The 21984-nt window shown below is 44.7% G+C and carries 21 protein-coding genes; 14 read left to right on the top strand and 7 right to left on the bottom strand.

Features of this window, described 5'->3' with window-relative positions:
- Positions 1–44 precede the first annotated feature (44 nt).
- The 12 genes from cysD (at position 45) to J2X05_RS07645 (ending at position 14209) form a co-directional block, all read left to right on the top strand.
- The gene (gene cysD, locus J2X05_RS07590) at positions 45–953 is read left to right on the top strand and encodes a sulfate adenylyltransferase subunit CysD (RefSeq protein ID WP_310070800.1); all 909 of its coding nucleotides are present in this window, start codon (positions 45–47) and stop codon (positions 951–953) included.
- A gap of 51 nt (positions 954–1004) precedes the next feature.
- Positions 1005–2423, top strand: coding sequence for a sulfate adenylyltransferase subunit CysN (gene cysN / locus J2X05_RS07595; protein WP_310070803.1), 1419 nt, complete (start codon positions 1005–1007; stop codon positions 2421–2423).
- A gap of 191 nt (positions 2424–2614) precedes the next feature.
- Positions 2615–2932, top strand: coding sequence for a ComEA family DNA-binding protein (locus J2X05_RS07600; protein ID WP_310070805.1), 318 nt, complete (start codon positions 2615–2617; stop codon positions 2930–2932).
- Positions 2933–3042: 110 nt separating this feature from the next.
- Complete coding sequence (gene pyrF / locus J2X05_RS07605) at positions 3043–3744, top strand: orotidine-5'-phosphate decarboxylase (protein WP_310070807.1); 702 nt, start codon at positions 3043–3045, stop codon at positions 3742–3744.
- Positions 3745–3780: 36 nt separating this feature from the next.
- Positions 3781–4452, top strand: a complete 672-nt coding sequence (cmk, locus tag J2X05_RS07610) for a (d)CMP kinase (RefSeq protein ID WP_310070809.1) — start codon at positions 3781–3783, stop codon at positions 4450–4452.
- A gap of 139 nt (positions 4453–4591) precedes the next feature.
- Positions 4592–5944 (top strand): phosphohexomutase domain-containing protein, encoded by a 1353-nt coding sequence (locus J2X05_RS07615; RefSeq protein WP_310070812.1) that lies wholly within the window; start codon positions 4592–4594, stop codon positions 5942–5944.
- A gap of 25 nt (positions 5945–5969) precedes the next feature.
- Positions 5970–6863, top strand: coding sequence for a UTP--glucose-1-phosphate uridylyltransferase GalU (galU, locus tag J2X05_RS07620; protein ID WP_310070814.1), 894 nt, complete (start codon positions 5970–5972; stop codon positions 6861–6863).
- A 108-nt stretch (positions 6864–6971) separates the two neighbouring features.
- On the top strand, positions 6972–8390 hold the full coding sequence (locus J2X05_RS07625) for a mannose-1-phosphate guanylyltransferase/mannose-6-phosphate isomerase (RefSeq protein WP_310070817.1): 1419 nt from the start codon (positions 6972–6974) through the stop codon (positions 8388–8390).
- A 42-nt stretch (positions 8391–8432) separates the two neighbouring features.
- Complete coding sequence (locus J2X05_RS07630; protein WP_310070819.1) at positions 8433–9773, top strand: UDP-glucose dehydrogenase family protein; 1341 nt, start codon at positions 8433–8435, stop codon at positions 9771–9773.
- A 325-nt stretch (positions 9774–10098) separates the two neighbouring features.
- Entirely contained in the window at positions 10099–11778 is a 1680-nt protein-coding gene (rpsA, locus tag J2X05_RS07635; protein ID WP_310071340.1) for a 30S ribosomal protein S1, read from the top strand.
- Between the two features lie 123 nt (positions 11779–11901).
- Complete coding sequence (ihfB, locus tag J2X05_RS07640) at positions 11902–12195, top strand: integration host factor subunit beta (RefSeq protein ID WP_310070822.1); 294 nt, start codon at positions 11902–11904, stop codon at positions 12193–12195.
- Between the two features lie 124 nt (positions 12196–12319).
- The gene (locus J2X05_RS07645; protein ID WP_310070825.1) at positions 12320–14209 is read left to right on the top strand and encodes a polysaccharide biosynthesis protein; all 1890 of its coding nucleotides are present in this window, start codon (positions 12320–12322) and stop codon (positions 14207–14209) included.
- Here the strand turns inward: J2X05_RS07645 and J2X05_RS07650 are convergent, their stop codons facing one another.
- On the bottom strand, positions 14210–15208 hold the full coding sequence (locus J2X05_RS07650) for an MraY family glycosyltransferase (protein WP_310070827.1): 999 nt from the start codon (positions 15206–15208) through the stop codon (positions 14210–14212).
- A 411-nt stretch (positions 15209–15619) separates the two neighbouring features.
- Between J2X05_RS07650 and J2X05_RS07655 the strand changes: the two genes are divergently transcribed.
- On the top strand, positions 15620–16933 hold the full coding sequence (locus J2X05_RS07655) for an ammonium transporter (RefSeq protein WP_310070829.1): 1314 nt from the start codon (positions 15620–15622) through the stop codon (positions 16931–16933).
- Positions 16934–17014: 81 nt separating this feature from the next.
- Here J2X05_RS07655 and rlmB read toward each other — a convergent pair whose 3' ends face one another.
- From rlmB to J2X05_RS07685, 6 genes are all read right to left on the bottom strand, one after another.
- Positions 17015–17788 (bottom strand): 23S rRNA (guanosine(2251)-2'-O)-methyltransferase RlmB, encoded by a 774-nt coding sequence (rlmB, locus tag J2X05_RS07660; RefSeq protein WP_310070831.1) that lies wholly within the window; start codon positions 17786–17788, stop codon positions 17015–17017.
- A gap of 33 nt (positions 17789–17821) precedes the next feature.
- On the bottom strand, positions 17822–18592 hold the full coding sequence (locus tag J2X05_RS07665; RefSeq protein WP_310070833.1) for a pyridoxine 5'-phosphate synthase: 771 nt from the start codon (positions 18590–18592) through the stop codon (positions 17822–17824).
- Positions 18579–19232: a peptidylprolyl isomerase gene (locus tag J2X05_RS07670; protein ID WP_310070835.1), complete on the bottom strand. Its 654-nt coding sequence runs from the start codon at positions 19230–19232 to the stop codon at positions 18579–18581. Before J2X05_RS07670 ends, J2X05_RS07665 begins: the two co-directional genes overlap by 14 nt.
- An 11-nt stretch (positions 19233–19243) precedes the next feature.
- A complete protein-coding gene (locus J2X05_RS07675; protein ID WP_310070838.1) occupies positions 19244–19903 on the bottom strand; it encodes a TIGR04211 family SH3 domain-containing protein in 660 nt (219 codons plus the stop codon).
- Positions 19904–19939: 36 nt separating this feature from the next.
- The gene (locus tag J2X05_RS07680; RefSeq protein WP_310070841.1) at positions 19940–20239 is read right to left on the bottom strand and encodes a YciI family protein; all 300 of its coding nucleotides are present in this window, start codon (positions 20237–20239) and stop codon (positions 19940–19942) included.
- Positions 20240–20301: 62 nt separating this feature from the next.
- Positions 20302–21039 (bottom strand): VC0807 family protein, encoded by a 738-nt coding sequence (locus J2X05_RS07685; RefSeq protein ID WP_310071343.1) that lies wholly within the window; start codon positions 21037–21039, stop codon positions 20302–20304.
- A 71-nt stretch (positions 21040–21110) separates the two neighbouring features.
- On the opposite strand from J2X05_RS07685, the gene J2X05_RS07690 reads away from it, so the two are divergent.
- Positions 21111–21947: a PHP domain-containing protein gene (locus J2X05_RS07690; RefSeq protein WP_310070844.1), complete on the top strand. Its 837-nt coding sequence runs from the start codon at positions 21111–21113 to the stop codon at positions 21945–21947.
- Positions 21948–21984: the final 37 nt, after the last annotated feature.

Consider the following 21984-nt stretch of genomic DNA (forward strand, 5'->3'; position numbering starts at 1 on the left):
CACTGCACCAATCACCAATGCGTACTCAATCTGGTAACTATTGAATGTCAAACTACAGCTTGACTCATCTCAAACAGCTAGAAGCTGAAAGCATCCATATCATCCGCGAGGTGGCTGCTGAATTTGATAAGCCGGTTATGCTTTACTCTGTGGGTAAAGATTCTGCCGTGATGATGCACCTCACTATGAAAGCCTTTTTCCCCGGTAAGCCACCATTTCCTATGATGCATGTGGATACCACTTGGAAATTTCGTGAAATGATCGAGTTTCGTGATCAGCGCATCAAGGAGCTGGGATGGGATTTGATTGTGCATATTAATCAAGAAGGTGTGGATATGGGGATTAGCCCTTTTGTTCACGGCAGTGCCAAACACACCGATATCATGAAAACCCAAGGTTTGAAACAGGCGTTGAATAAATACGGTTTTGATGCTGCATTTGGCGGTGCACGCCGCGACGAGGAAAAGTCGCGAGCGAAAGAGCGTGTATATTCTTTCCGCGACAAAAATCATCGCTGGGATCCAAAAAATCAACGCCCAGAGTTGTGGAATATTTATAACGGTCGCGTAGATAAAGGTGAAAGCATCCGTGTGTTCCCGTTATCCAACTGGACGGAACTGGATATTTGGCAATATATTCATCTGGAAAATATCCCCATTGTCCCTCTTTATTTTGCGGCAAAACGTCCTGTTGTTGAGCGTGATGGCACGCTTATTATGGTTGATGATGATCGCATGCCTATTGGCCCGAACGACAAAATTGAAGAGAAAATGGTGCGTTTCCGTACACTCGGTTGTTATCCGCTGACTGGCGCTGTTGAATCCGAGGCGACCACCTTGCCGGAAATTATTCAAGAGATGCTGCTGACCACTACCTCAGAGCGTCAGGGCAGAGTTATCGATCACGACAGTTCCGGCTCCATGGAAAAGAAAAAGCAAGAAGGCTATTTCTAAAGTCCGTTAACACAATGTTTATCACATCTTACTGATTGCAAAGAGACCCTTATGAGTCATCAGTCCGAATTAATTGCACAGGATATCAACGCATATCTCGCGCAACATGAACAAAAAGAATTGCTGCGTTTTTTAACCTGCGGCAGTGTGGATGATGGAAAAAGCACCCTGATTGGCCGCTTGTTGCACGACTCCAAAATGATTTACGAAGATCAATTGGATGCAATACGTTCCGACAGCGTCAAGCACGGTACAACTGGTGAAAAAATTGATCTGGCGTTGTTAGTTGATGGTTTGCAAGCAGAGCGTGAGCAGGGCATTACTATCGATGTTGCATATCGTTATTTTTCTACCGCGAAACGTAAATTTATTATCGCGGATACTCCAGGACATGAACAGTACACGCGTAATATGGCAACGGGTGCATCTACTTGCGACCTTGCCATTATTTTGATCGATGCACGCTACGGTGTAGTGACGCAAACTCGTCGTCACAGTTACATAGCTTCGCTACTAGGTATTAAACATATTGTTGTCGCCGTAAACAAAATGGACTTGTTGAATTTCGATCAGGCTGTGTTTGAAAAAATCAAACAGGATTATTTTGATTTCTCCGCAAAGCTCGGCATGAAGAATGTAATGTTTGTACCTATCTCCGCGCTGGACGGCGATAACGTTGTCAATCGCTCTGAGCGATCGCCATGGTATCAAGGTCAAACTTTGATGGAAATTTTTGAAACTGTACCTATCGCAGGCGATAAAAATTTCTCGGATTTTCGTTTCCCCGTGCAGTATGTCAATCGCCCTAATCTCGATTTTCGTGGTTTCTGTGGCAATGTCGCCTCTGGCGTAGTGAAAGTTGGTGATGAAGTTCGTGTATTACCTTCAGGAAAAACTAGCCATGTGAAGTCTATCGTGACTTACGATGGCGACCTAGCGGAAGCTTTTACCGGTCAGGCAGTAACATTAACGCTTACAACCGAGGTTGATGTAAGCCGCGGTGATATGTTGGTGTTAGCAAAAGATTCGGTGCCTCAGTCAAATCATCTTAAAGCGCATATAGTCTGGATGGCAGAAAAAACAACCGAGGCTAATTCTGAGTATTTGTTCAAATTTGCTAGCAAAGTGGTAAGTGGTATCGTTGAAGCTATCGATTATCGCATTGATGTAAATACACAAGAACACTCAATAGTTAATCAGCTACAACTGAATGATATCGCTGTTGTTGATATTTTATTGACCCAGCCGGTGGTTGCCGACCAGTACAGCAATAATCGCGCAACGGGTGCATTTATTGTGATTGATCGCCTGACGAATATCACTGTCGGTGCAGGTATGGTAATTGAGCAATTAGCGGCAAAAGCCACTTCAGCAACGAATTTCAGTGAGTTTGAATTGGAGTTGAATGCACTTATCCGAAAACACTTCCCTCACTGGAATGCTGCTGATTTGCAAAAGCTGCTTAAGTGATAAATAAAGCACCCTTCAGAAAGCCCTGATGAGAATCAGGGCTTTTTTTTTGCTGTTTTTTGTAAGAAATCTCGCACATTCAATATGGTGATTGTCTGCTTTTTAACACGCCGTCGGGCCAATATTCTCTACCTGCGCGCACCGAATGGAAAGCAGCGTATTTTCAATATCAATTAATAAGGAGTTATTTCATGAAGTTTATTCTTTCGCTCGCCTCAATTGTCATTTTATCTTTTGGTACTTCTTCACTGGCATTCGCAGCGGAGGTGCCTGCCACTAAGGCTCCAGTTGCAAAGGTGGAGGCAGTGACAACTCAAGAAGCAATTAACATCAATACTGCGGATGTACAGGAATTAACCAAACTGAAAGGGGTTGGTGTGAAGAAGGCCGAAGCTATCATTGCGTGGCGCGAGGAGAACGGCAACTTCAAAACTGTGGATCAGTTATTGGAGGTGAAGGGAATCGGGGAGGTAACTCTTGCTCAAAATCGCGAAAATATTCGTATTTAGGTATTTGGTGGCGCCCTGCGGGCGTTAACGAATGAATTTTGCGTTGTTTTTTGTTTTAATGGGAGCCCGAGTTTAGTAACTCGGGCTCTTCTTTTTTGTGAGGTAAAGAAATGTCCACTCTGGATCCGCGCATTGTTGTTGCAATGGATTTTGACAATGCTGATCAATGTCTCGCCATTGCAAAACGATTATCTCCACTGGATTGCCGCTTGAAAGTAGGTAAAGAGCTTTTTACTGCGTGCGGGCCAAAAATAGTTGAACAATTAATGGCGTCGGGTTTTGAGATTTTTCTCGACCTTAAATTCCATGACATTCCCACCACTACCAGCAAAGCTGTTAAAGCCGCCGCTGAGCTTGGTGTATGGATGGTCAATGTACACGCATCCGGCGGAGAGCGCATGATGGTTGCGGCGCGTGAGATATTGGAACGGCGTGCGGGTAAGCCGCCGTTGTTGATTGCAGTCACAGTGCTGACCAGTATGGAGGCAAGTGATTTATCCGGGGTGGGAATTTTGTGCAGCCCCGAAGAACAAGTTATGAGGTTAGCTCGCCTGACCCACAGTTGTGGTCTTGATGGAATTGTTTGTTCGGCTCAGGAGGCGACCTTAATGCGTACCCAGTTTGGGAAGGATTTTTGCCTTGTTACACCAGGTATTCGCCTGGATACATCACCCGTTGATGATCAGCGACGCACCTTGGCACCCGCTGCTGCACTTGTCGCCGGGAGTAGTTATTTAGTGATTGGGCGACCGATTACCCAGTCCCCTGATCCGGCTGAGACTTGCAAGTCTATTATTCAAACCCTGTGCTAATGCTTTACGCTGTTATTAAGGAATGTGGTGCGCGATATGAATGTTTCTGCCCCTATTGTTATCACTATTGATGGTCCAAGTGGCTCCGGTAAAGGCACCCTCAGCCAGATGTTGGCTCGCCATTTGGGATATCATTTGCTGGATAGTGGTGCGCTTTATCGGTTGGTTGCACTGGCAGCGATGAAAAAAGGCACTGATTTAAACAGCGAAGATGAAGTAAGTCAGGTAGCAGCAGCGCTGGACGTGATATTTAGCCTTGAAAATGACAACTCGGCGCAGATTTTGCTGGAGGGAGTAAAGGTGACTGATGCAATTCGTCAGGAAGCGGTGAGCATGGCTGCATCAAAAGTGGCAGCCTACCCAAGTGTAAGGGCAGCTTTACTTGATCGTCAGCGCTCTTTTGCAGTTTCGCCAGGACTGATTGCTGACGGCCGCGATATGGGGACTACAGTATTTCCGACAGCACATGTAAAACTATTTTTGACCGCAAGTGCGGAGGCTCGTGCGGAGCGTCGCTACAAGCAGTTATGCAAAAAAGGAGAGATTGTTGATATGGCCGAGTTAGTTCGAGATATACGTGAGCGGGATGAGCGCGATTCCAATCGTTCCATTTCCCCGCTCAAACCAGCAAAGGATGCGGTAATTATTGATAGCACCACTATGACTATTGATGAAGTTTTTACAAAAATGCTGGCAGCAATTACATGATTCCTTACTTCCCTCGATCTGTGTCAACAAACGGTAAGAATGCTCAACTAGTTTGCACACAATATTTTCTTCATAACAATATTTTTAACATGACAGCATCGGACTCCAAGATATCCTCCACTCAAGATGAGATTAGAATATGACCTTGACTTGCTTTAAAGCCTACGATATCCGTGGAAAATTGGGTGACGAGCTCAATGAAGATATCGTCTATCGTATTGGTCGTGCTTATGCGCAGTTTCTAAAGCCTAAAAGTGTAGTTGTGGGTGGTGATGTACGCCTGACAAGTAAAACATTGAAAAATGCATTAAGTAATGGTTTGCGCGATGAGGGTGTCGATGTCATAGACATAGGAATGACTGGAACGGAAGAAATTTATTTTGCAACCAGTTATTTAAAAACTGACGGCGGTATTGAGATTACAGCAAGCCACAATCCAATTGATTACAACGGTATGAAGTTGGTGCGCGCCAATTCAAAGCCAATTAGTGGTGATACAGGGTTGAATGATATTAAGCGGTTAGCTGAGGATAATAATTTTTCTCCTGTAAATTTTGCGGCACGTGGCAGTATCCGTGAACTCAGTACTTTAGACGCTTATGTTCAGCATCTAATGTCTTACGTCGATGTCGCGCAGTTAAAGCCATTGCGATTGGTCGTCAATGCCGGTAACGGTGCTGCAGGTCATGTTATCGATGCCATAGAAAAATATCTTCCCTTTGAATTTATTAAAATTAATCATGAGCCAGATGGTACGTTCCCCAATGGAATTCCCAATCCATTATTGGTAGAAAACCGTGCATCTACTACTGCCGCAGTTATTGCGCATAAAGCGGATATGGGAATTGCATGGGATGGAGATTTTGACCGTTGCTTCCTCTTTGATGAAACGGGTGCATTCACAGAAGGTTATTACATTGTTGGCTTGTTGGCCGAGGCTTTCTTGCTCAAAAACCCAGGGGCAAAAATTATTCATGATCCACGGTTAACCTGGAATACATTGGATATTGCTAAACAAAATGGCGGCTTGGCTATTCAATCCAAAACTGGTCATGCCTTTATTAAAGAGCGTATGCGCGAGGAAGATGCAGTTTATGGCGGTGAAATGAGTGCGCATCATTATTTCCGTGATTTTTTTTACTGCGATAGCGGCATGATTCCCTGGTTATTGGTGTGTGAGCTGTTGAGCCGAAAGCAGCAAACATTATCCAGTATGCTAGAAGATCGTATTGCCAAGTTTCCGTCACCGGGCGAAATTAATAGCCACGTTGCCGATGCAAAAGTTGCCATAGACAAAGTATTTAATCACTACGTTTCGGCTGCCAAGTTTATTGACAAGACGGATGGAATTAGTCTGGAGTTTGATGATTGGCGGTTTAATTTACGGATGTCAAACACGGAACCTGTAGTGCGTTTAAATGTGGAAAGTCGTAACAACCAAATGTTGGTTGATCAAAAAACAACGGAAGTATTGAATTTACTCAACAGCTAAAATAAAAATTTAGAAGGGTACAGTTATGCAGGTTAAGAAAGCGGTTATCCCAGTAGCGGGTCTCGGAACACGTATGTTGCCGGCAACCAAAGCAATTCCGAAAGAAATGCTGCCGGTTGTTGATAAGCCATTGATTCAATATGTGATCGAAGAAGCAGCCGCAGCAGGCATTAAAGAAATCGTATTAGTAACTCATGCAAGTAAAAATGCGATCGAAAATCACTTCGATACAAGTTTTGAATTAGAGGCGCAACTTGAGTCGCGTTTGAAGAGGTCACTATTAGCGGAGGTGCGCTCCATTACGCCCCCTGGACTTACAGTTATTTCTGTTCGCCAAGCCGAAGCAAAGGGATTAGGGCATGCAATTCTGTGCGCTAAATCAGTTGTAGGTGACGAGCCGTTCGCTGTCTTGTTGCCCGATGTGATTGTAGATAATGCAGAGTGTAATCTGAAGCAAGACAACCTGGCTGGCATGACCAAACGTTTCCAAGAGACTGGTAATAGTCAGATTTTGGTAGAGCAGGTGCCTCATGACCAAGTTGATAAATACGGTGTGGTTGATTGCTCTGGCGTAGAAATTCCACCTGGAAAAACAGCAGTTATTAAAGCAATGGTAGAAAAGCCGCCTGTAGATGAAGCTCCCTCAAATATGGCAATCGTTGGTCGCTATGTTTTGTCAAAAACTGTATGGGATTTGTTGGCGAAAACGATGCCAGGGGCGGGCGGGGAGATTCAACTTACTGATGCTTTGGATGCGCTTCTCGGTCAAGAAACTGTTGAAGCATATCAATTGGTGGGGCGCAGCCATGATTGTGGAACAAAAATTGGTTACCTGATGGCGAATGTTATTTATGGCGAACGTCACAGTGATATCGGCAGTAAATTTAAAATATTTTTAAAAGATCGCTACAAAGTTTAACTATAGATGAGGCTCGAACTGCTTGCTGCGAGAAGCCATTTTTAGGTGAGCAGTAAGTTATTCTGATAAATGGCTTAAGGTGCGACATTTTTCATTAAGGAGAATTAATTGATTATACCTGTAATACTTGCTGGCGGCTCAGGAACGCGCCTGTGGCCTTTGTCGCGTAAACATTACCCAAAACAATTACTGAAATTGTTTGGCGATAAAACCATGCTGCAGCAAACATTGCTGCGCTTGCAAGGCGTGCCACACCTTGCTCCATCCATTGTGGTCTGCAATGAAGAACATCGATTCATGGTCGCGGAACAATTACATGAAATTGGCCAGCAAAAATCGTCAATAATTTTAGAGCCTATTGCCCGCAATACTGCGCCTGCATTGGCACTTGCTGCTATTCATGCGCGAACATTAGGCGATAACCCCATTCTCTTGGTGTTGTCAGCTGATCATATGATTAGTGATGTTGCAGTATTTCAGGCCGCACTTGCTGATGCCATTAAAGCGGCAGAGCTTGGACATCTTGCTACTTTTGGTGTTCAGCCAACTCGCCCTGAAACAGGATACGGATACATTAAAACCCTGAATGGAGCAGTCACTGAGGCCGCGGCGTTTTTCCCCGTAGCCCAGTTTGTAGAAAAGCCTGATCTTGCGACCGCAGAACAGTATCTTGCCGAAGGTTGTTACTATTGGAATAGCGGGATGTTTGTATTCCAGACAGAGGTGTTTTTGCGTGAACTTCAAAGCCAGAGCCCGGATGTTGTTGTTGCTGCTGAGCAAGCAAAAGCCTGGGCTGTGCAGGATCTGGATTTTATTCGTGTTGATAAAGAATCTTTTGCGCAAGCACCCAATATTTCGATTGATTATGCGCTTATGGAAAAAAGCCGAAATGTAGTTTGTGTCCCGCTCGATGCCGGATGGAGTGATGTGGGGGATTGGAAATCTTTTTGGGATCTTTCTGACAAAGATACTGCAGGCAATAGTCTGATTGGTGACAGTATCGATATAGGGTCAACCAATACGTTGGTTTTCTCTCAAGATAAATTGGTGGCCACATTAGGTGTTAATAATTTAATGATTATCAACACTCCGGATGCCGTGTTGGTGGCTGATAAATCCCAAGCGCAACAGGTTAAGTCAATTATTACCCACATCGAAAAGCAGAACCGTTCTGAGCATCTTCAGCATCGTGAAATTTATCGTCCATGGGGCTGTTATGACGCGATAGATACTGGTGATCGCTATCAGGTAAATCGTATACGCGTAAAACCTGGAGGTAGCTTGTCACTGCAGGTCCATCACCATCGTGCAGAACATTGGATAGTTGTCAAAGGAACAGCTCTTGTTCAAAAAGGCGAAGAAACGCTTTTGTTGTCCGAAAATGAATCTACTTACATTCCAGTTGGCACGAAACATAGATTAAGCAATCCTGGAAAAATACCTTTGGAAATTGTTGAAGTGCAGTCAGGTCCGTATCTAGAGGAGGATGATGTAATTCGTTACGAAGATAGTTATGGTCGATCTTAAGAAAGCTTATCAATCTATTTTTAACAGGCTAGGGAGTTTCTAATGAAAGTCACGGTATTTGGAACTGGCTATGTTGGTTTGGTAACTGGCGCTTGCCTCGCAGACGTTGGTCATGATGTTCTTTGTGTTGATATCGATCAGAAAAAAGTGGATAACCTGAATGCAGGGATTATTCCGATTTATGAACCAGGGCTGGAGGCAATTGTTAAACAGGCGGTTCAACATGGGTTGCTGAAGTTTACCACCAGTATGGATCTTGCAGTTCAGCATGGCGAGCTGCAGTTTATTGCTGTCGGAACTCCGTCTGGTGAAGACGGCTCGGCCGATTTGCAATACGTGGTTGCGGTAGCTAAAACAATTGGCCAGCGTATTACTGATTATAGAGTGGTTGTTAATAAGTCAACTGTACCAATAGGTACGGCAGAGATAGTCCATTCGGCACTTACTGATGAGCTTGGTAAGCGTGGGGTTAGCATCCCATTCGATGTTGTGTCCAATCCGGAGTTTCTCAAAGAGGGAGCTGCTATTAATGATTTTATGAAGCCTGACCGTATTGTGGTGGGTACTGATAGTGAAAGGGCCGAGCAATTGTTGCGCGAGCTTTATGCACCATTTAATCGCAGCCATGACCGCATGATTTTTATGGATGTCCGCTCCGCAGAGTTAACTAAATATGCAGCAAACGCGATGCTTGCAACAAAAATCAGCTTTATTAATGAGATGGCTAACTTGGCAGAGTTGCTAGGTGCTGATATTGAAAAAGTGCGCAATGGCATAGGGGCTGATCCGCGAATTGGCTATCACTTTATTTACCCTGGCTGTGGCTATGGCGGTTCCTGCTTTCCAAAAGATGTTAAGGCGCTGATCAATATTGCGCGCAATGTGGATTACAAAGCTGGTCTTATGGAGGCGGTCGATAAGGTTAATCAGGCGCAGAAAAGCAAATTATTTGCCTATTTGGCCCGTCATTTTGGCAATGATCTGAAAGGTAAGGTATTTGCCTTGTGGGGCTTATCCTTCAAGCCCAATACCGATGATATGCGCGAGGCTCCAAGCCGGGTGTTGATAGAGGCCCTTTGGGCTGCAGGTGCCAAGGTTCAGGCTTATGACCCGGTCGCAATGGAAGAGACGCAGCACATCTATGGCTTGCGTGATGATCTTAAGCTGGTGGGTACGAAAGAGGCTGCACTTGAGCGCGCGGATGCACTGATTATTTGTACTGAATGGAAAAATTTTCGTGCGCCGAATTTTGATATGCTCAAATCTGCCCTGCGTAATCCGGTCATTTTTGATGGGCGCAACCTTTATGAACCAGACAGAATGGCTTCATTGGGTTTTGAGTATTATGCTGTGGGGCGTGGCCTAAGTGTCGTAAGGCGCTGATTTTTAAATCCTTAATGGGTGGTTGCCATGTTTTCTGGCGGTCACTCATTTCCCCTCCCTTTACAACTCGTTCCTGCCCTTCGTTCTCGACGCAAACATAGCTAACCTATTGAAAAATATGGGGCATTCTGCTAGCCTTGCGCACCTGCTGATTTTCTATGCTTTGATTTGCGTCTTGGATACATTTTTAGCAGTAGTGGAATCTGTCAAACCCAGCCTGAGGGAGCTTCCATTTTACTTTAACTGACCCGTATGACTGGCCATGCGGAATAGATGGGGCGAGTTTTAACGTCTGCATCTCTAATCTATAGGTAATACCATGAGTATGAACGAAAGTTTTGCTGCGTTATTTGAAGAAAGTTTAAAAACCGTTGATATGGTTCCGGGTACTATTATTACCGGTGTAGTAATTGATATTGATAAGGACTGGGTGACTGTTCACGCCGGCCTGAAATCAGAAGGTGTTATTCCTGCTGAACAATTCCGCAATGAATTGGGTGAATTGACACTCCAAATCGGCGATGAAGTACAAGTGGCTCTGGAAAGCGTAGAAGATGGTTTCGGTGAAACCAAGCTGTCACGTGAGAAGGCCAAACGCGCTGAGGCGTGGAAAATTCTTGAAGCAGCACATGTTGCTGAAGAAGTTATCAAAGGTGTTATTAACGGTAAGGTTAAAGGTGGTTTCACCGTTGACGTTGCTGGTATCCGTGCCTTCCTTCCTGGCTCATTGGTTGATGTTCGCCCTGTGCGCGAAACTACCCACCTCGAAGGCAAAGAGCTGGAATTTAAAGTTATCAAGCTCGATCAAAAGCGCAACAACGTAGTTGTTTCTCGCCGTGCGGTGTTGGAACAAGCTAACTCTGTTGAGCGTGACGAACTGCTTGCTACACTGCAAGAAGGTCAAGCTGTTAAAGGTATCGTTAAAAACCTTACCGACTACGGCGCATTCGTTGACTTGGGTGGTGTTGATGGTCTGTTGCACATCACCGATATGGCTTGGAAGCGCATCAAGCACCCAGGTGAAATCGTAAACGTTGGTGATGAAATCGACGTTAAAGTATTGAAGTTCGATCGTGAGCGTAACCGTGTATCTCTTGGCCTGAAGCAATTGGGCGAAGATCCGTGGATACAAATCACCAAGCGTTATCCAGAAGGCGCTCGTGTGAAAGCAAAAGTAACCAATTTGACTGATTACGGTTGCTTCGCAGAGTTGGAAGAAGGCGTTGAAGGTTTGATCCACGTTTCAGAAATGGATTGGACTAACAAGAACATTCATCCTTCTAAAGTTGTTCAACTGGGTGATGAAATCGAAGTTATGGTATTGGATATCGACGAAGAGCGTCGTCGTATCTCTCTCGGTCTGAAACAATGCCAAGAGAATCCATGGGATGCATTTGCGCGCACTTGCGCCAAAGGCGACAAAATCAGCGGCAAAATCAAGTCAATCACTGACTTTGGTATCTTCATCGGTTTGGATGGTGGTATTGATGGTCTGGTTCACTTGTCTGACATCTCTTGGCATGAAGCTGGCGAAGAAGCTGTTCGCAAGTACAAGAAGGGTGATGAACTGGAGACTGTGGTATTGGCCATCGATCCAGAGCGCGAGCGCATTTCTTTGGGTATCAAACAACTTGAAACCGATCCATTCTCAGAATACGTTTCTGTAAATGATAAAGGTGCTGTTGTTAAAGGTATCGTTAAAGAAGTTGAAGCTAAAGCTGCAGTAATCACCTTGGCAGATGACGTTGAAGCTGTTCTCAAGGCCTCTGAATTGAGCCGTGAGAAAGTGGAAGATGCACGTAACCTGCTGAAAGTGGGTGACGAAGTTGAAGCCAAGATTATTGCTGTAGATCGCAAAAATCGCAGCATTAGCCTGTCAGTAAAATCCAAAGATGTAGAAGAAGAGAAGACTGCTATGAAAGAACTTTCTAGCAAGCAATCTGATCAGGCTTCTCCAACCACTTTGGGTGATCTGATTAAAGCGCAAATGCAAAGTAAAGAGTAATCTTTCTTGCGAATCGGTGGCCAGTTTTCTGGTCACCGATATACTGTGTTGTTGTGTCTTTTTGTATTTGATGTGTATCCAGTGGTGTTGTTTGAGCGTTTTTTTAATAACAGAGATCAGGTTATGACAAAGTCAGAATTGATTGAATATATTACTGAAAAACAAAACCAACTAACCATTAAAGATGTTGAAATGTCGGTAAAGCTTTTGCTGGATTATATGTCCGATATTCTCGCATCAGGTGAGCGTATTGAGATTCGTGGATTTGGTAGTTTTTCTTTGCATTACCGCGCACCTCGTACAGGTAGAAACCCTAAAACGGGGGATGCTGTTGTCCTTGAGGGCAAGTATGTTCCTCATTTTAAGCCAGGTAAGGAAATGCGTGATCGTGTTAACGAAAGTATTTCCAAGTTATAAGCTAGCACTTTCTTACTGATGTCGTTTGCTAAAACGATACTGTTTTTATACCCTCCCTTCCGATATTCTTCTCCGCTTTACGTTATTCCTTGCGATCTCTTTGTGATTCGCCGAGTTGCTATCTATGTTTACGAAATTGTTTGAAGCATCGAGACCTGCTAAGCGCTTGATCTCATTATCCTATGATGCACTCGCTATTACCCTGGGTGTCTATCTGTCAATTTGTCTTAGGTTGGGCACCTTTGATGTAGTGATCACCTCAAAAGAATTAGCCGCATTACTGATAACCATTGTTTCCAGCTTGTTTATTTTTATCCGTATGGGCATGTATCGAGCCATTCTCAGGTATATGACTCAACCGGCAATAGTGACTATCGTAATCTGTGTGTTCTTGTCCGGCGCCACATTGGCGATTTCCGGTTTTCTGACATATTCAAAAATACCGCGCTCAGTCCCTTTTATTTATATTGCATTGATGATCTTGCTGATAGGGGGGCCGAGATTGTTGGTGCGTCATATCATTTTAATGTTGGGGGCATTGCCAGCAAGAGAAGCTATTCCGGTGATTGTTTACGGTGCGGGTAGGACAGGGCATCAATTATTGCAAGCGCTGCAGGATACGGGATACCGTGTAGCTGCCTTTGTTGATGATAATAAATTTTTGCACGGCACCTTGCTTTCTAACATAAAAATTTATTCGCCAAAATCTATTCCCAAATTAATTTCATCGACAGGTGCAAGCAAGCTTCTGCTTGCACTGGGGCGAACCTCGCACAGCGCCAGGCTTGATATTATTAAAAAGCTCGAAAAATATCACATCAATGTTCAAACCATTCCCGAGTTTTCCGATATTTTGTCTGGTAAGGCGAGAATCGAAAATGTACGTGATGTTGATATTGATGATCTGCTTGGGCGCGATAGCGTTCAACCAATGCAGCATTTAATGGAATCCTCTGTCCTGGATAAGGTTGTTTTGGTTACGGGGGCGGGTGGGTCGATTGGCGGTGAGCTTTGTCGGCAGATTATTGAGTTAAAGCCGCGAAAATTAATCTTAATTGATCACAATGAGTTTAGTCTCTATAGCATTGAGCGCGAACTTGCAGGGAAAAATGTAGATCAGGTTAATGTTGTTGCATTGCTTGGTTCCGTCCAAAACTCCCGCCTACTTGATTCTGTTATGGTGGAGCATAGAGTTCAAACTGTGTATCACGCTGCCGCCTATAAGCATGTCCCTTTGGTTGAAAGCAATTGCGTCGAGGGAATGAAAAATAATGTGTTTGGAACGCAGTTTTGTGCTGAGGCTGCTATTAATGCCGGCGTAGAGCTATTTGTACTTATTTCTACGGATAAAGCCGTGCGCCCCACAAATCTTATGGGGGCATCGAAACGATTAGCTGAGCTAATCTTGCAAAGTCTTGCACAAAAAGAATCATCAACTCGGTTTGTGATGGTTCGATTTGGCAATGTGTTAGGTTCATCTGGCTCTGTAGTTCCACTCTTTCGCAAGCAAATTAAAGAGGGAGGGCCCGTCACCGTAACTCATCCTGACATCATTCGTTATTTTATGACAATTCGTGAGGCTGCCCAGTTGGTCATACAGGCCGGCGCGATGGGGCATGGGGGCGATGTTTTTGTATTGGATATGGGAGAGCCAATAAAAATCGTGGATTTGGCAAAGCGTATGATAAGCCTTTCGGGACTTACTGTTCGCGACGAGCATGACCGCGATGGTGATATTGCCATTAGTTACACAGGCTTGCGTCCTGGTGAAAAATTGTTTGAAGAGCTTCTTATTGGTGACAATGTTGCTCCCACAGAGCACAGTAGAATTTTTCGTGCGATGGAACAGTTTATATCATGGCAAGAGATGGAGTTGTTTCTGAAGCGTTTGGCTATTGCGTGTGAGTCGAATAACAGTGATTTGATTAAATCATTGTTGTTCGAGGTTCCTGCAGGTTATTTAATCGATGCGCCAGAGTTGCCTGAGGAAAATAAAGTTTTGCTGGTTAATTGATTACTCCATACAGCCTGCCCGAAATTTATGTGCGATCAGTAGTAAGGGGGCATAGGCAATCGCTAATGCAACAGAAAAATGTATCTGAATTGTTGTGACTGCAATTGCGATAGGTAGAAGCCAGAACAGATTGATGGCAACAATTGCGAGTGTTGCGTAAGTATGTGAATTTAATTTGATTGCAATTTTTTGATAGGCGTGAGTTCGATGCGCCTGGTGAACAGCTTGTCGGGTAAGGAGGCGGGAAGAAAGTGTGTAACTGGCATCTACAATAAATACACCAAGCATAATTAGCCAGGCGGAAAAAATGCGGAAATCGTCAGTTATGCTTCCAGTAGCAAGTAGGCCAAGGCCAAGGCCAAGAAAAAGACTGCCTGTGTCCCCCATAAACAGTTTTGCTTTAGGGAAATTCCAAAATAAAAACCCACTAGCGCTTGCCGAGATAATTATCAATAAATAAATAGCGTCTGTGTTTATGGTTTTTATCCAATATATTAACGCCATACCCATACACACGCAGATTGCTTCAAGTGCTGCCAAACCATTAATTCCATCCATAAAATTGTATAAATTTGTCATCCATACAATAAATAAAATCAAGACGCCTGTAATTAACAATTGAATGGGGGCTGGCAACTCATTGTTGATCCCAATCAAATAGATGCCTAAACCGGCAAGCAAAAACTGTATGGTCAGGCGTATGGCTACATTCAGATTGAATAAATCATCACAGATCCCAAGAATTGCCATGAGTCCGGCTGGAATCATCAACCAGTAAACAGGTGTGAAGGGTATATGGCCCAGGCTCAATGCTGTTAATGCTGCGATGATCACGCCGCCAACTATGGCTATACCGCCACCTCGCGGGGTAGGAGTTTGGTGGGAGCTGCGAATATTGGGCATGTCTAGCAGGCGCTTCCCGAAATGATGGATCAATAATCGCGAGAGGAGTAGTGAAACAAACACAGGTAACACGCAAAGGGTGAGCCACTTGGTCAATGTATGATCCTTTGTTGAGTGGTTTGAGGTAGTGAATTGTATCTTAGGCTGCCGGGATACGATCCTTCATTATTTTTGCACCAAAATAGACTTATAAAATATTCATATGTTCTTGTGTGGTGCATTTATGATGATTTATCTTGGTGCTAAAGGCGATATGTATATGAAAAATATATAAAAAATAATTATGGTTTAAAATTTGCTTTTCTCTGATTCATTTTAATTATTACCTAATAAATGGATTTTTTTTGCCTTTATCTGGTGCGATTGTTTTATGGGGTGGATGATATTTCCTACACTTTGTGCAATCAGTAGATTGGCCCTGTATCAAAACAGAGCAAGGTTCACCACAAAAATTAAAATGCAATCGGATCACATCCTATTAACCAAAAAAACCATCATGGGGTCACTATGAAGAAGCTAAATTTCAAACTCTTTGCGCTATTAGGGGGGCTGCTGACTGTTTATGGTCAGGGCGCACTTGCCCAAGAGGCGACAATTAATGGTGCTAATACAGCCTGGATTTTGACCTCAACAGCATTGGTTCTCTTTATGACCTTGCCTGGGTTGGCATTGTTCTATGGTGGCTTGGTGCGTGTAAAGAATATCTTGTCGGTACTCATGCAATGTTTTGCGATTGCTTGTTTGGTTTCAATCCTATGGTTGATCGCAGGCTACAGTTTGGCGTTTGGAACTGGTAATGCATGGATTGGTGATTTGAGTATGGTGTTCATGGCCAACATCACCGAGGACGCGTTGGCGGGAGATATCCCGCTTAGCCTGCATGCAATGTATCAAATGACCTTTGCCATTATCACGCCAGCGCTGATTGTTGGCGCTTTTGCAGAGCGCATGAAGTTCTCCTCCATGCTGATCTTTTCTGCACTTTGGTTGTTTGCTGTGTACATCCCTGTCTGTCATTGGGTGTGGGCTGGGTCAGGTTGGCTATTCGCAAAGGGGTTGTTGGATTTCGCGGGCGGTACAGTCGTACATATCACTGCGGGTGTGGCCGCGCTTGTTGCAGCCATAGTAATTGGCAAGCGCAATGGCTTTCCCACAACCGCAATGCCTCCGCACAATATGACGATGACGGTTACCGGTGCAGGTATGCTGTGGGTAGGTTGGTTCGGTTTTAATGCTGGTAGCGCGCTGGCTGCCAATGGCAATGCAGCTATGGCAATGTTGGTGACTCATATTTCTGCAGCAGCAGGTGCCTTGGCGTGGATGACTATTGAATGGATGCGCTTCAGAAAGCCGAGTGTATTGGGTATTGTGACCGGGATGGTCGCGGGGCTCGGCACTATTACCCCCGCATCTGGATATGTTGGCCCTGGCGGTGCGTTAGTGATTGGCTTGGCGGCCGGTGTTGTCTGTTTTTTCATGACCCAGCTGATAAAGCGCGTGTGGAAAATCGACGATTCACTCGATGTTTTCCCTGTGCATGGTGTCGGTGGTGTGTTGGGCACAATTCTCGCCGGGATATTTGCATCTACTGAACTTGGTGTATTTAGCGGGCAAGGTTTCGCCAGTGGCATTACCTCTATGGGGGAGCAGTTAGGTGTGCAATTGCTGGGCGTCGTTGTTACCTTTATTTATACCGCCGTTGTAACGTATATTTTACTGAAAGTTACCGGTGTATTTACTTCCGGTTTACGTGTAACCCAAGAAGAGGAAAGTGTTGGTTTGGATTTGAGCCTGCATGAAGAGGATGGCTACAAGCTTTAATTGAGTGCGTGTCAAATCCAACAAAAAAGAGGAGCATCTGCTCCTCTTTTTTATTTTGTCGCCGTAGGAATTCAATATCGATTATTTAAAGGCAATTAAGGCTGCCGTGACTGCAACATTTAATGACTCCACGCCATTATTCATTGGAATACAGATTTGCTCGTTGCACAGCGTGGTAACTTCCTGTGAAACCCCTTCAGACTCATTACCTAGTACATAAATGCATGGGGCATCAGGAGTGAATTTTTTAAGTTCTGTTGCGGCGTGTGACGATAGGGCGCAGACAATTACACCTGCTTGCTTAAAGTCACCCAAAGCTTTGGGGAGATCTTTACAGCGCAATAACGGAGCTCGAAATACAGTGCCAGCGCTCGCTTTAATAACAAGCGGGTCAATTTGAGCATTACCTTTTTGGGGCAGCAATATTCCATCGATATTGCCAGCGCAAGCCGACCTAATAATCATGCCCAGATTTTGTGGGTTTTGTACTCCATCAAGTGCCAGCAGGGTATAATTTTTTTTCTTGTTTTCTGCAAGAAACTCATCGTAGAGTTTATAGCCGCGCAATTGTAAATCTGCTGCCACCCCTTGATCTTGTGATGCATTTTTAGAGATGCGCGCTAATGCTTGCCGCTCATGATAAATAATCTCTGCCCCTTTTGCTTTTGCCAACGAAATAATATCGTCAAGAATATCCGCTGATTTATTGCTGCTGGCCAGATGCAGGCGATAAATAAATGTCGCGGGATCCTGCAGTGCTTCGAGAACAGTTTTTCGCCCATAGACAGTCATTAATGAATCAAAAAAACGCTTCTTTTCCAGATAAGCGGGGCTGTCATCACGGGGTTTGTTCATACTGGGTTTCTTGCATTAGTGAGGGGGGTAGGATTATGCCGAGCAGAGTTTTTTGTATGCTTGCACCGTTGCCGGCAATCCCATTGCGATTGCGTCTACTATGAGTGCGTGACCAATGGATACCTCGAGCAGCCCGGACACTTGACGAAAGAGGGCAAGATTTTCCAAATTTAAATCGTGCCCGGAATTTAAGCCAATGCCAATTTTTTGTGCGTGGATTGCTGCATCGATATAGGTTTGGAACAATGCGTGAAAGTTTTCATCCTGGTGTTTGAATGCTTCGGCATAAGGACCAGTGTATAGCTCAATACGATCAGCCCCCAGCTCTTTGGCCAGTGAGATTTGTTCTATATCCGGATCCATAAATAAACTGACGCGCACCCCGAGATCCTGCAATTCACAAATCAGTGGGCGTAATTTCTCTCCAGCCACTTTTAAATTAAAGCCGTGATCAGATGTAAGTTGATCATTGGAGTCGGGCACCAATGTACATTGGTGTGGGCGCACGTCCTGTACTAATTTAATAAAGCCGGGAAAATCCCCCAGCGATTCTGCGTAGGGGTTTCCTTCGATATTAAATTCAATGCCCGCGTGGGATTTGACCAGCTCACTGAGTTGATAAACGTCGTGTGGTCGAATGTGGCGCTGATCCGGGCGGGGGTGAACTGTAAGCCCGTCTGCGCCTGATTGAATGCAGATCTCGCCATGACTAATTACGCTCGGGTAATTTCCTGGGCGGGAATTTCGGATCAGTGCAATTTTATTTAAATTTACACTGAGAGCAGTGTTGTTACTGGGGGTCATTAATGGGTACCAATGCATCTTTAATGCTGGATGGTTTTGGGGTATTTTGCGACTCAATCAGGGCATCTAAACTGCCGGCATCAGTTCGTGTTGCGCTCAATATACGCACGGCATAATTAGGCGCTTCCGGAAAGGCTTTAAACATTCCACGCGGTTCTTGTGCAATTTTTTCAATCACATCCATTCCGGCAACGACTTTACCAAATACGGTGTAGCCAGGTTTGGTCTCGGTTGCATTCAAGCCGGGGTTGTTCTGCAGGTTGATATAAAACTGGGCTGTTGCGCTATTGGGATCTTGTTGTCTCGCCATAGCTACACTTTTGTAATCATTTTTCAAGCCGTTCACTGACTCATTCACAATCGGTTTGCGGGTCTCTTTCTCAGCAAAATCGAATGTCATCCCGCCACCCTGAACAACAAAGCCAGGTACCACACGGTGAAAGATGGTGCCGTCATAAAACTTGGCATCTACATAACCAAGAAAGTTTTGCGCGGTCACCGGTGCAGCTTTGGAATACACCTCTACGACAAATGTTCCCAAGTCGGTCTTTATGGCCACCAGGGTGTTTTCAGCAGCATAAGCGTTGATGCTTGTAGCCAGACTAAAACCTAATAATAAATGCGCGATTTTTTTTAACATGTTAGCTACTCTCAGCGCCATTCTGATCTGCGTTTGCGACGACCGAAGGCTTGCAAAATAAAAGAAAGGAAAACACCACCAAATACTAAACCACCACCGTAAATCCAGTGATTAAAACGGTCGGTATTTTTGAGTTTTTCATTTTCCGCTTTGAGTACATCAGCATGGGTTTGTAACAGTTGGTTATCTTTGAGCATGCGTTGATGTTCTTCTTCCAGATTAAATGCTGTAGTTGCAGCCTGACGCATATCTTCTGTGTCAGCCAATAGTTGTTGATGCTCTTGCTGAACTTTTGCGAGCTGTTCTTTGAGCTGAGCATTTTCAGTTTGCAATGTCAAAATATCACGTGACGAGTTTGATAGGGCTGCTAACTGAAGTGCAGCTGTTGGCTTGTCAGTGACATTTTGGCTGCGTACCCAACCTTCGGTGCCATCAGGTGTCATAACAAGTGACCAGAGATTATTGTCAGTGCCGGTTTCTTCGCGGATAAAATTGAGTTTGGTTCCGCTCGCTAATCCTTGTTGCAAAATACTGGCTTGCGGATTTTTGTCGCTACGCACAGGAATATAGATAACGTCAGAAACATATTTATCGACGGCGATACTAGGTGCACTGATTAATGACAAAGTGAAAAGCGATAGCGTACAGCCAAGCAGGGATATTTTTTTCACAGTTGCTCCGATCCTTAAAAATGAAAAGAAAAAGACTTAAGGCAAAACTTTTTTAAATGGCTTTACAACAACCTTGGCGTAAATACCAGCCGCTACATAAGGATCTGCATCTGCCCAGGATTGCGCTTGCTCAAGGGATCCAAATTCAGCAATAACCAGGCTGCCAGTAAAGCCTGCTTCACCTGGGTCACTATTGTCGACTGCCGGGTGCGGGCCAGCAACAAATAGGCGGCCCTCGTCATTCAATTGTTGTAGGCGGGCGAGGTGAGCGGGGCGCGCTAGTTTGCGTTTTTCCAGGCTATTTGAAATATCTTCGCTAATAATGGCGTAAAGCATGAAACATTCTCTTGGCTAAAGTCGGTAACGGATTTTTTGAAAAAATAAAATTCGTCTGGCGGTTAATTCTCACTGCCATCATTAATCACTTCTTCCAGTGTTAGATGGGTCAGCAGGCGAATACTGCGAAATACATAAAATAACGTCCCCATCATAATGATCATCATTGGCAGTGCGATAACGGGGTAGCTCAGGGCGGCCATTTTACCTAATTCTGCGTTGAATTCTGCTGTTCCTGGTTGGCTGACTAGAATAATTTTGGCCAAAATGTAATTTAATGCCGATGACAAAAAGAACGACGCGGCAATCATCAGCGATGCATTGTTCAATGTCCGCTCAAATTGTTTGTGTGTACCGTAGTGTTGCAGGGCTGAATCGACTTTATGAATCTTCAGTACTTTGTCGTTATAGATAAAGGTTTTTACGAGCGGATAGCGCGTTTTTATTGAGATCAGTGTGACAATGCCAAGAATGCCGGGGATTGCAGCTTCTTTAATCGCAAAATATTGGGGGGGCAAATGCAAAAGGCTTAGGCCTCCCGTGAGCAATACACTGACAATACCCAAAGCAGAAAAAACATTAATTTTTTTGTTGATAAGAAAATCGCGCAACCCGTAACTGATGGGAAATGCGAGTGCAACGATGAGCCCCCAGGTTGCCCCCAAATGTTCATCCCCGCTGAGTTTGGTCAAAATGAGCGTAGGGATAACAATGTTCATTAACAGATTGGCTAAAAAACTTTCTTTTTTAGGTTTGGGCTGCGAATTTGCGGGCTCTGCGGGAGGTTTATCGGCTAACATGCTCACATTCTTTTCAGAGTTATTGTCGGTCATGACCAATCCTGGTGATGTATTTGTTGTTTGGAGTTCGAGTGATTTTTGATCTGCATTGCCACACCCATTTTTCTGACGGGATGCTTAGCCCGGAAGCTGTGATCGCGCGCGCGAAAGAGCGCGGCGTTGCAGTGCTGGCGATTACGGATCACGATACCATAGCTGCTGTGGGGATTGCACAAAAAGCCGCGTTGGATGCAGGCATCACCTTGATCTCTGGTATAGAGTTTTCCAGTCAATGGGGAAAGGGTGGTGTACATATTGTCGGGTTGGGGGTTGATGTAAATTCTCCTGCACTGATTGCCGCCCTGGAGTTTCAAGAGCAAGCGCGTAAGACACGCGCACTGGCAATTGCAGATCGATTATCCAAAGCCGGGTTTCCCGGCGCACTGTCGGGGGCGCAGGGGATTGCTGGTAATGCTACCCTGGGGCGACCACATTTTGCGCAATATTTGGTTGCGGTGGGTGCAGTAAAAAACATCAATGCGGCCTTTAAAAAATATCTGGGGGCGGGTAAGCCTGCAGATGTTAAATACCAATGGCCATTGATGGATCATGTAATTGAGTGGATTCATGCGGCCGGTGGTGTAGCTGTGCTGGCGCATCCGGCCAAATATGAACTGACGCGCACCAAAATGTGCGCACTTATCGACTCATTTGCCGCGGCTGGAGGCGATGCGCTGGAGGTGATTAGTGGATTGCAGCCTGCTGCTTTGACTGAGGATTTATTGCGTATCGCAAATGCCCGTTCACTCTATGCATCCTGTGGCTCGGATTTCCACTTTCCTGATCAACCATGGCAGGAATTGGGTAGCTTTGGCAAACTTCCGGCTCATGCCAAACCTGTGTGGGAGTTATTGGGCTATAACCCATAACACTAATAAAATATTTTCCTCTGCCCAGTCTTTCCGT

This window comes from Cellvibrio fibrivorans, from assembly GCF_031457055.1.
In the GTDB taxonomy this organism is placed as follows: Bacteria; Pseudomonadota; Gammaproteobacteria; order Pseudomonadales; family Cellvibrionaceae; genus Cellvibrio; species Cellvibrio fibrivorans.

Coding starts and splice junctions, on each gene's coding strand:
- cysD (WP_310070800.1), top strand. CDS start 45: ATGTCAAACTACAGCTTGACTCATCTCAAACAGCTAGAAGCTGAAAGC.
- cysN (WP_310070803.1), top strand. CDS start 1,005: ATGAGTCATCAGTCCGAATTAATTGCACAGGATATCAACGCATATCTC.
- J2X05_RS07600 (WP_310070805.1), top strand. CDS start 2,615: ATGAAGTTTATTCTTTCGCTCGCCTCAATTGTCATTTTATCTTTTGGT.
- pyrF (WP_310070807.1), top strand. CDS start 3,043: ATGTCCACTCTGGATCCGCGCATTGTTGTTGCAATGGATTTTGACAAT.
- cmk (WP_310070809.1), top strand. CDS start 3,781: ATGAATGTTTCTGCCCCTATTGTTATCACTATTGATGGTCCAAGTGGC.
- J2X05_RS07615 (WP_310070812.1), top strand. CDS start 4,592: ATGACCTTGACTTGCTTTAAAGCCTACGATATCCGTGGAAAATTGGGT.
- galU (WP_310070814.1), top strand. CDS start 5,970: ATGCAGGTTAAGAAAGCGGTTATCCCAGTAGCGGGTCTCGGAACACGT.
- J2X05_RS07630 (WP_310070819.1), top strand. CDS start 8,433: ATGAAAGTCACGGTATTTGGAACTGGCTATGTTGGTTTGGTAACTGGC.
- rpsA (WP_310071340.1), top strand. CDS start 10,099: ATGAACGAAAGTTTTGCTGCGTTATTTGAAGAAAGTTTAAAAACCGTT.
- ihfB (WP_310070822.1), top strand. CDS start 11,902: ATGACAAAGTCAGAATTGATTGAATATATTACTGAAAAACAAAACCAA.
- J2X05_RS07645 (WP_310070825.1), top strand. CDS start 12,320: ATGTTTACGAAATTGTTTGAAGCATCGAGACCTGCTAAGCGCTTGATC.
- J2X05_RS07655 (WP_310070829.1), top strand. CDS start 15,620: ATGAAGAAGCTAAATTTCAAACTCTTTGCGCTATTAGGGGGGCTGCTG.
- rlmB (WP_310070831.1), bottom strand. CDS start 17,788: ATGAACAAACCCCGTGATGACAGCCCCGCTTATCTGGAAAAGAAGCGT.
- J2X05_RS07665 (WP_310070833.1), bottom strand. CDS start 18,592: ATGACCCCCAGTAACAACACTGCTCTCAGTGTAAATTTAAATAAAATT.
- J2X05_RS07670 (WP_310070835.1), bottom strand. CDS start 19,232: ATGTTAAAAAAAATCGCGCATTTATTATTAGGTTTTAGTCTGGCTACA.
- J2X05_RS07680 (WP_310070841.1), bottom strand. CDS start 20,239: ATGCTTTACGCCATTATTAGCGAAGATATTTCAAATAGCCTGGAAAAA.
- J2X05_RS07685 (WP_310071343.1), bottom strand. CDS start 21,039: ATGTTAGCCGATAAACCTCCCGCAGAGCCCGCAAATTCGCAGCCCAAA.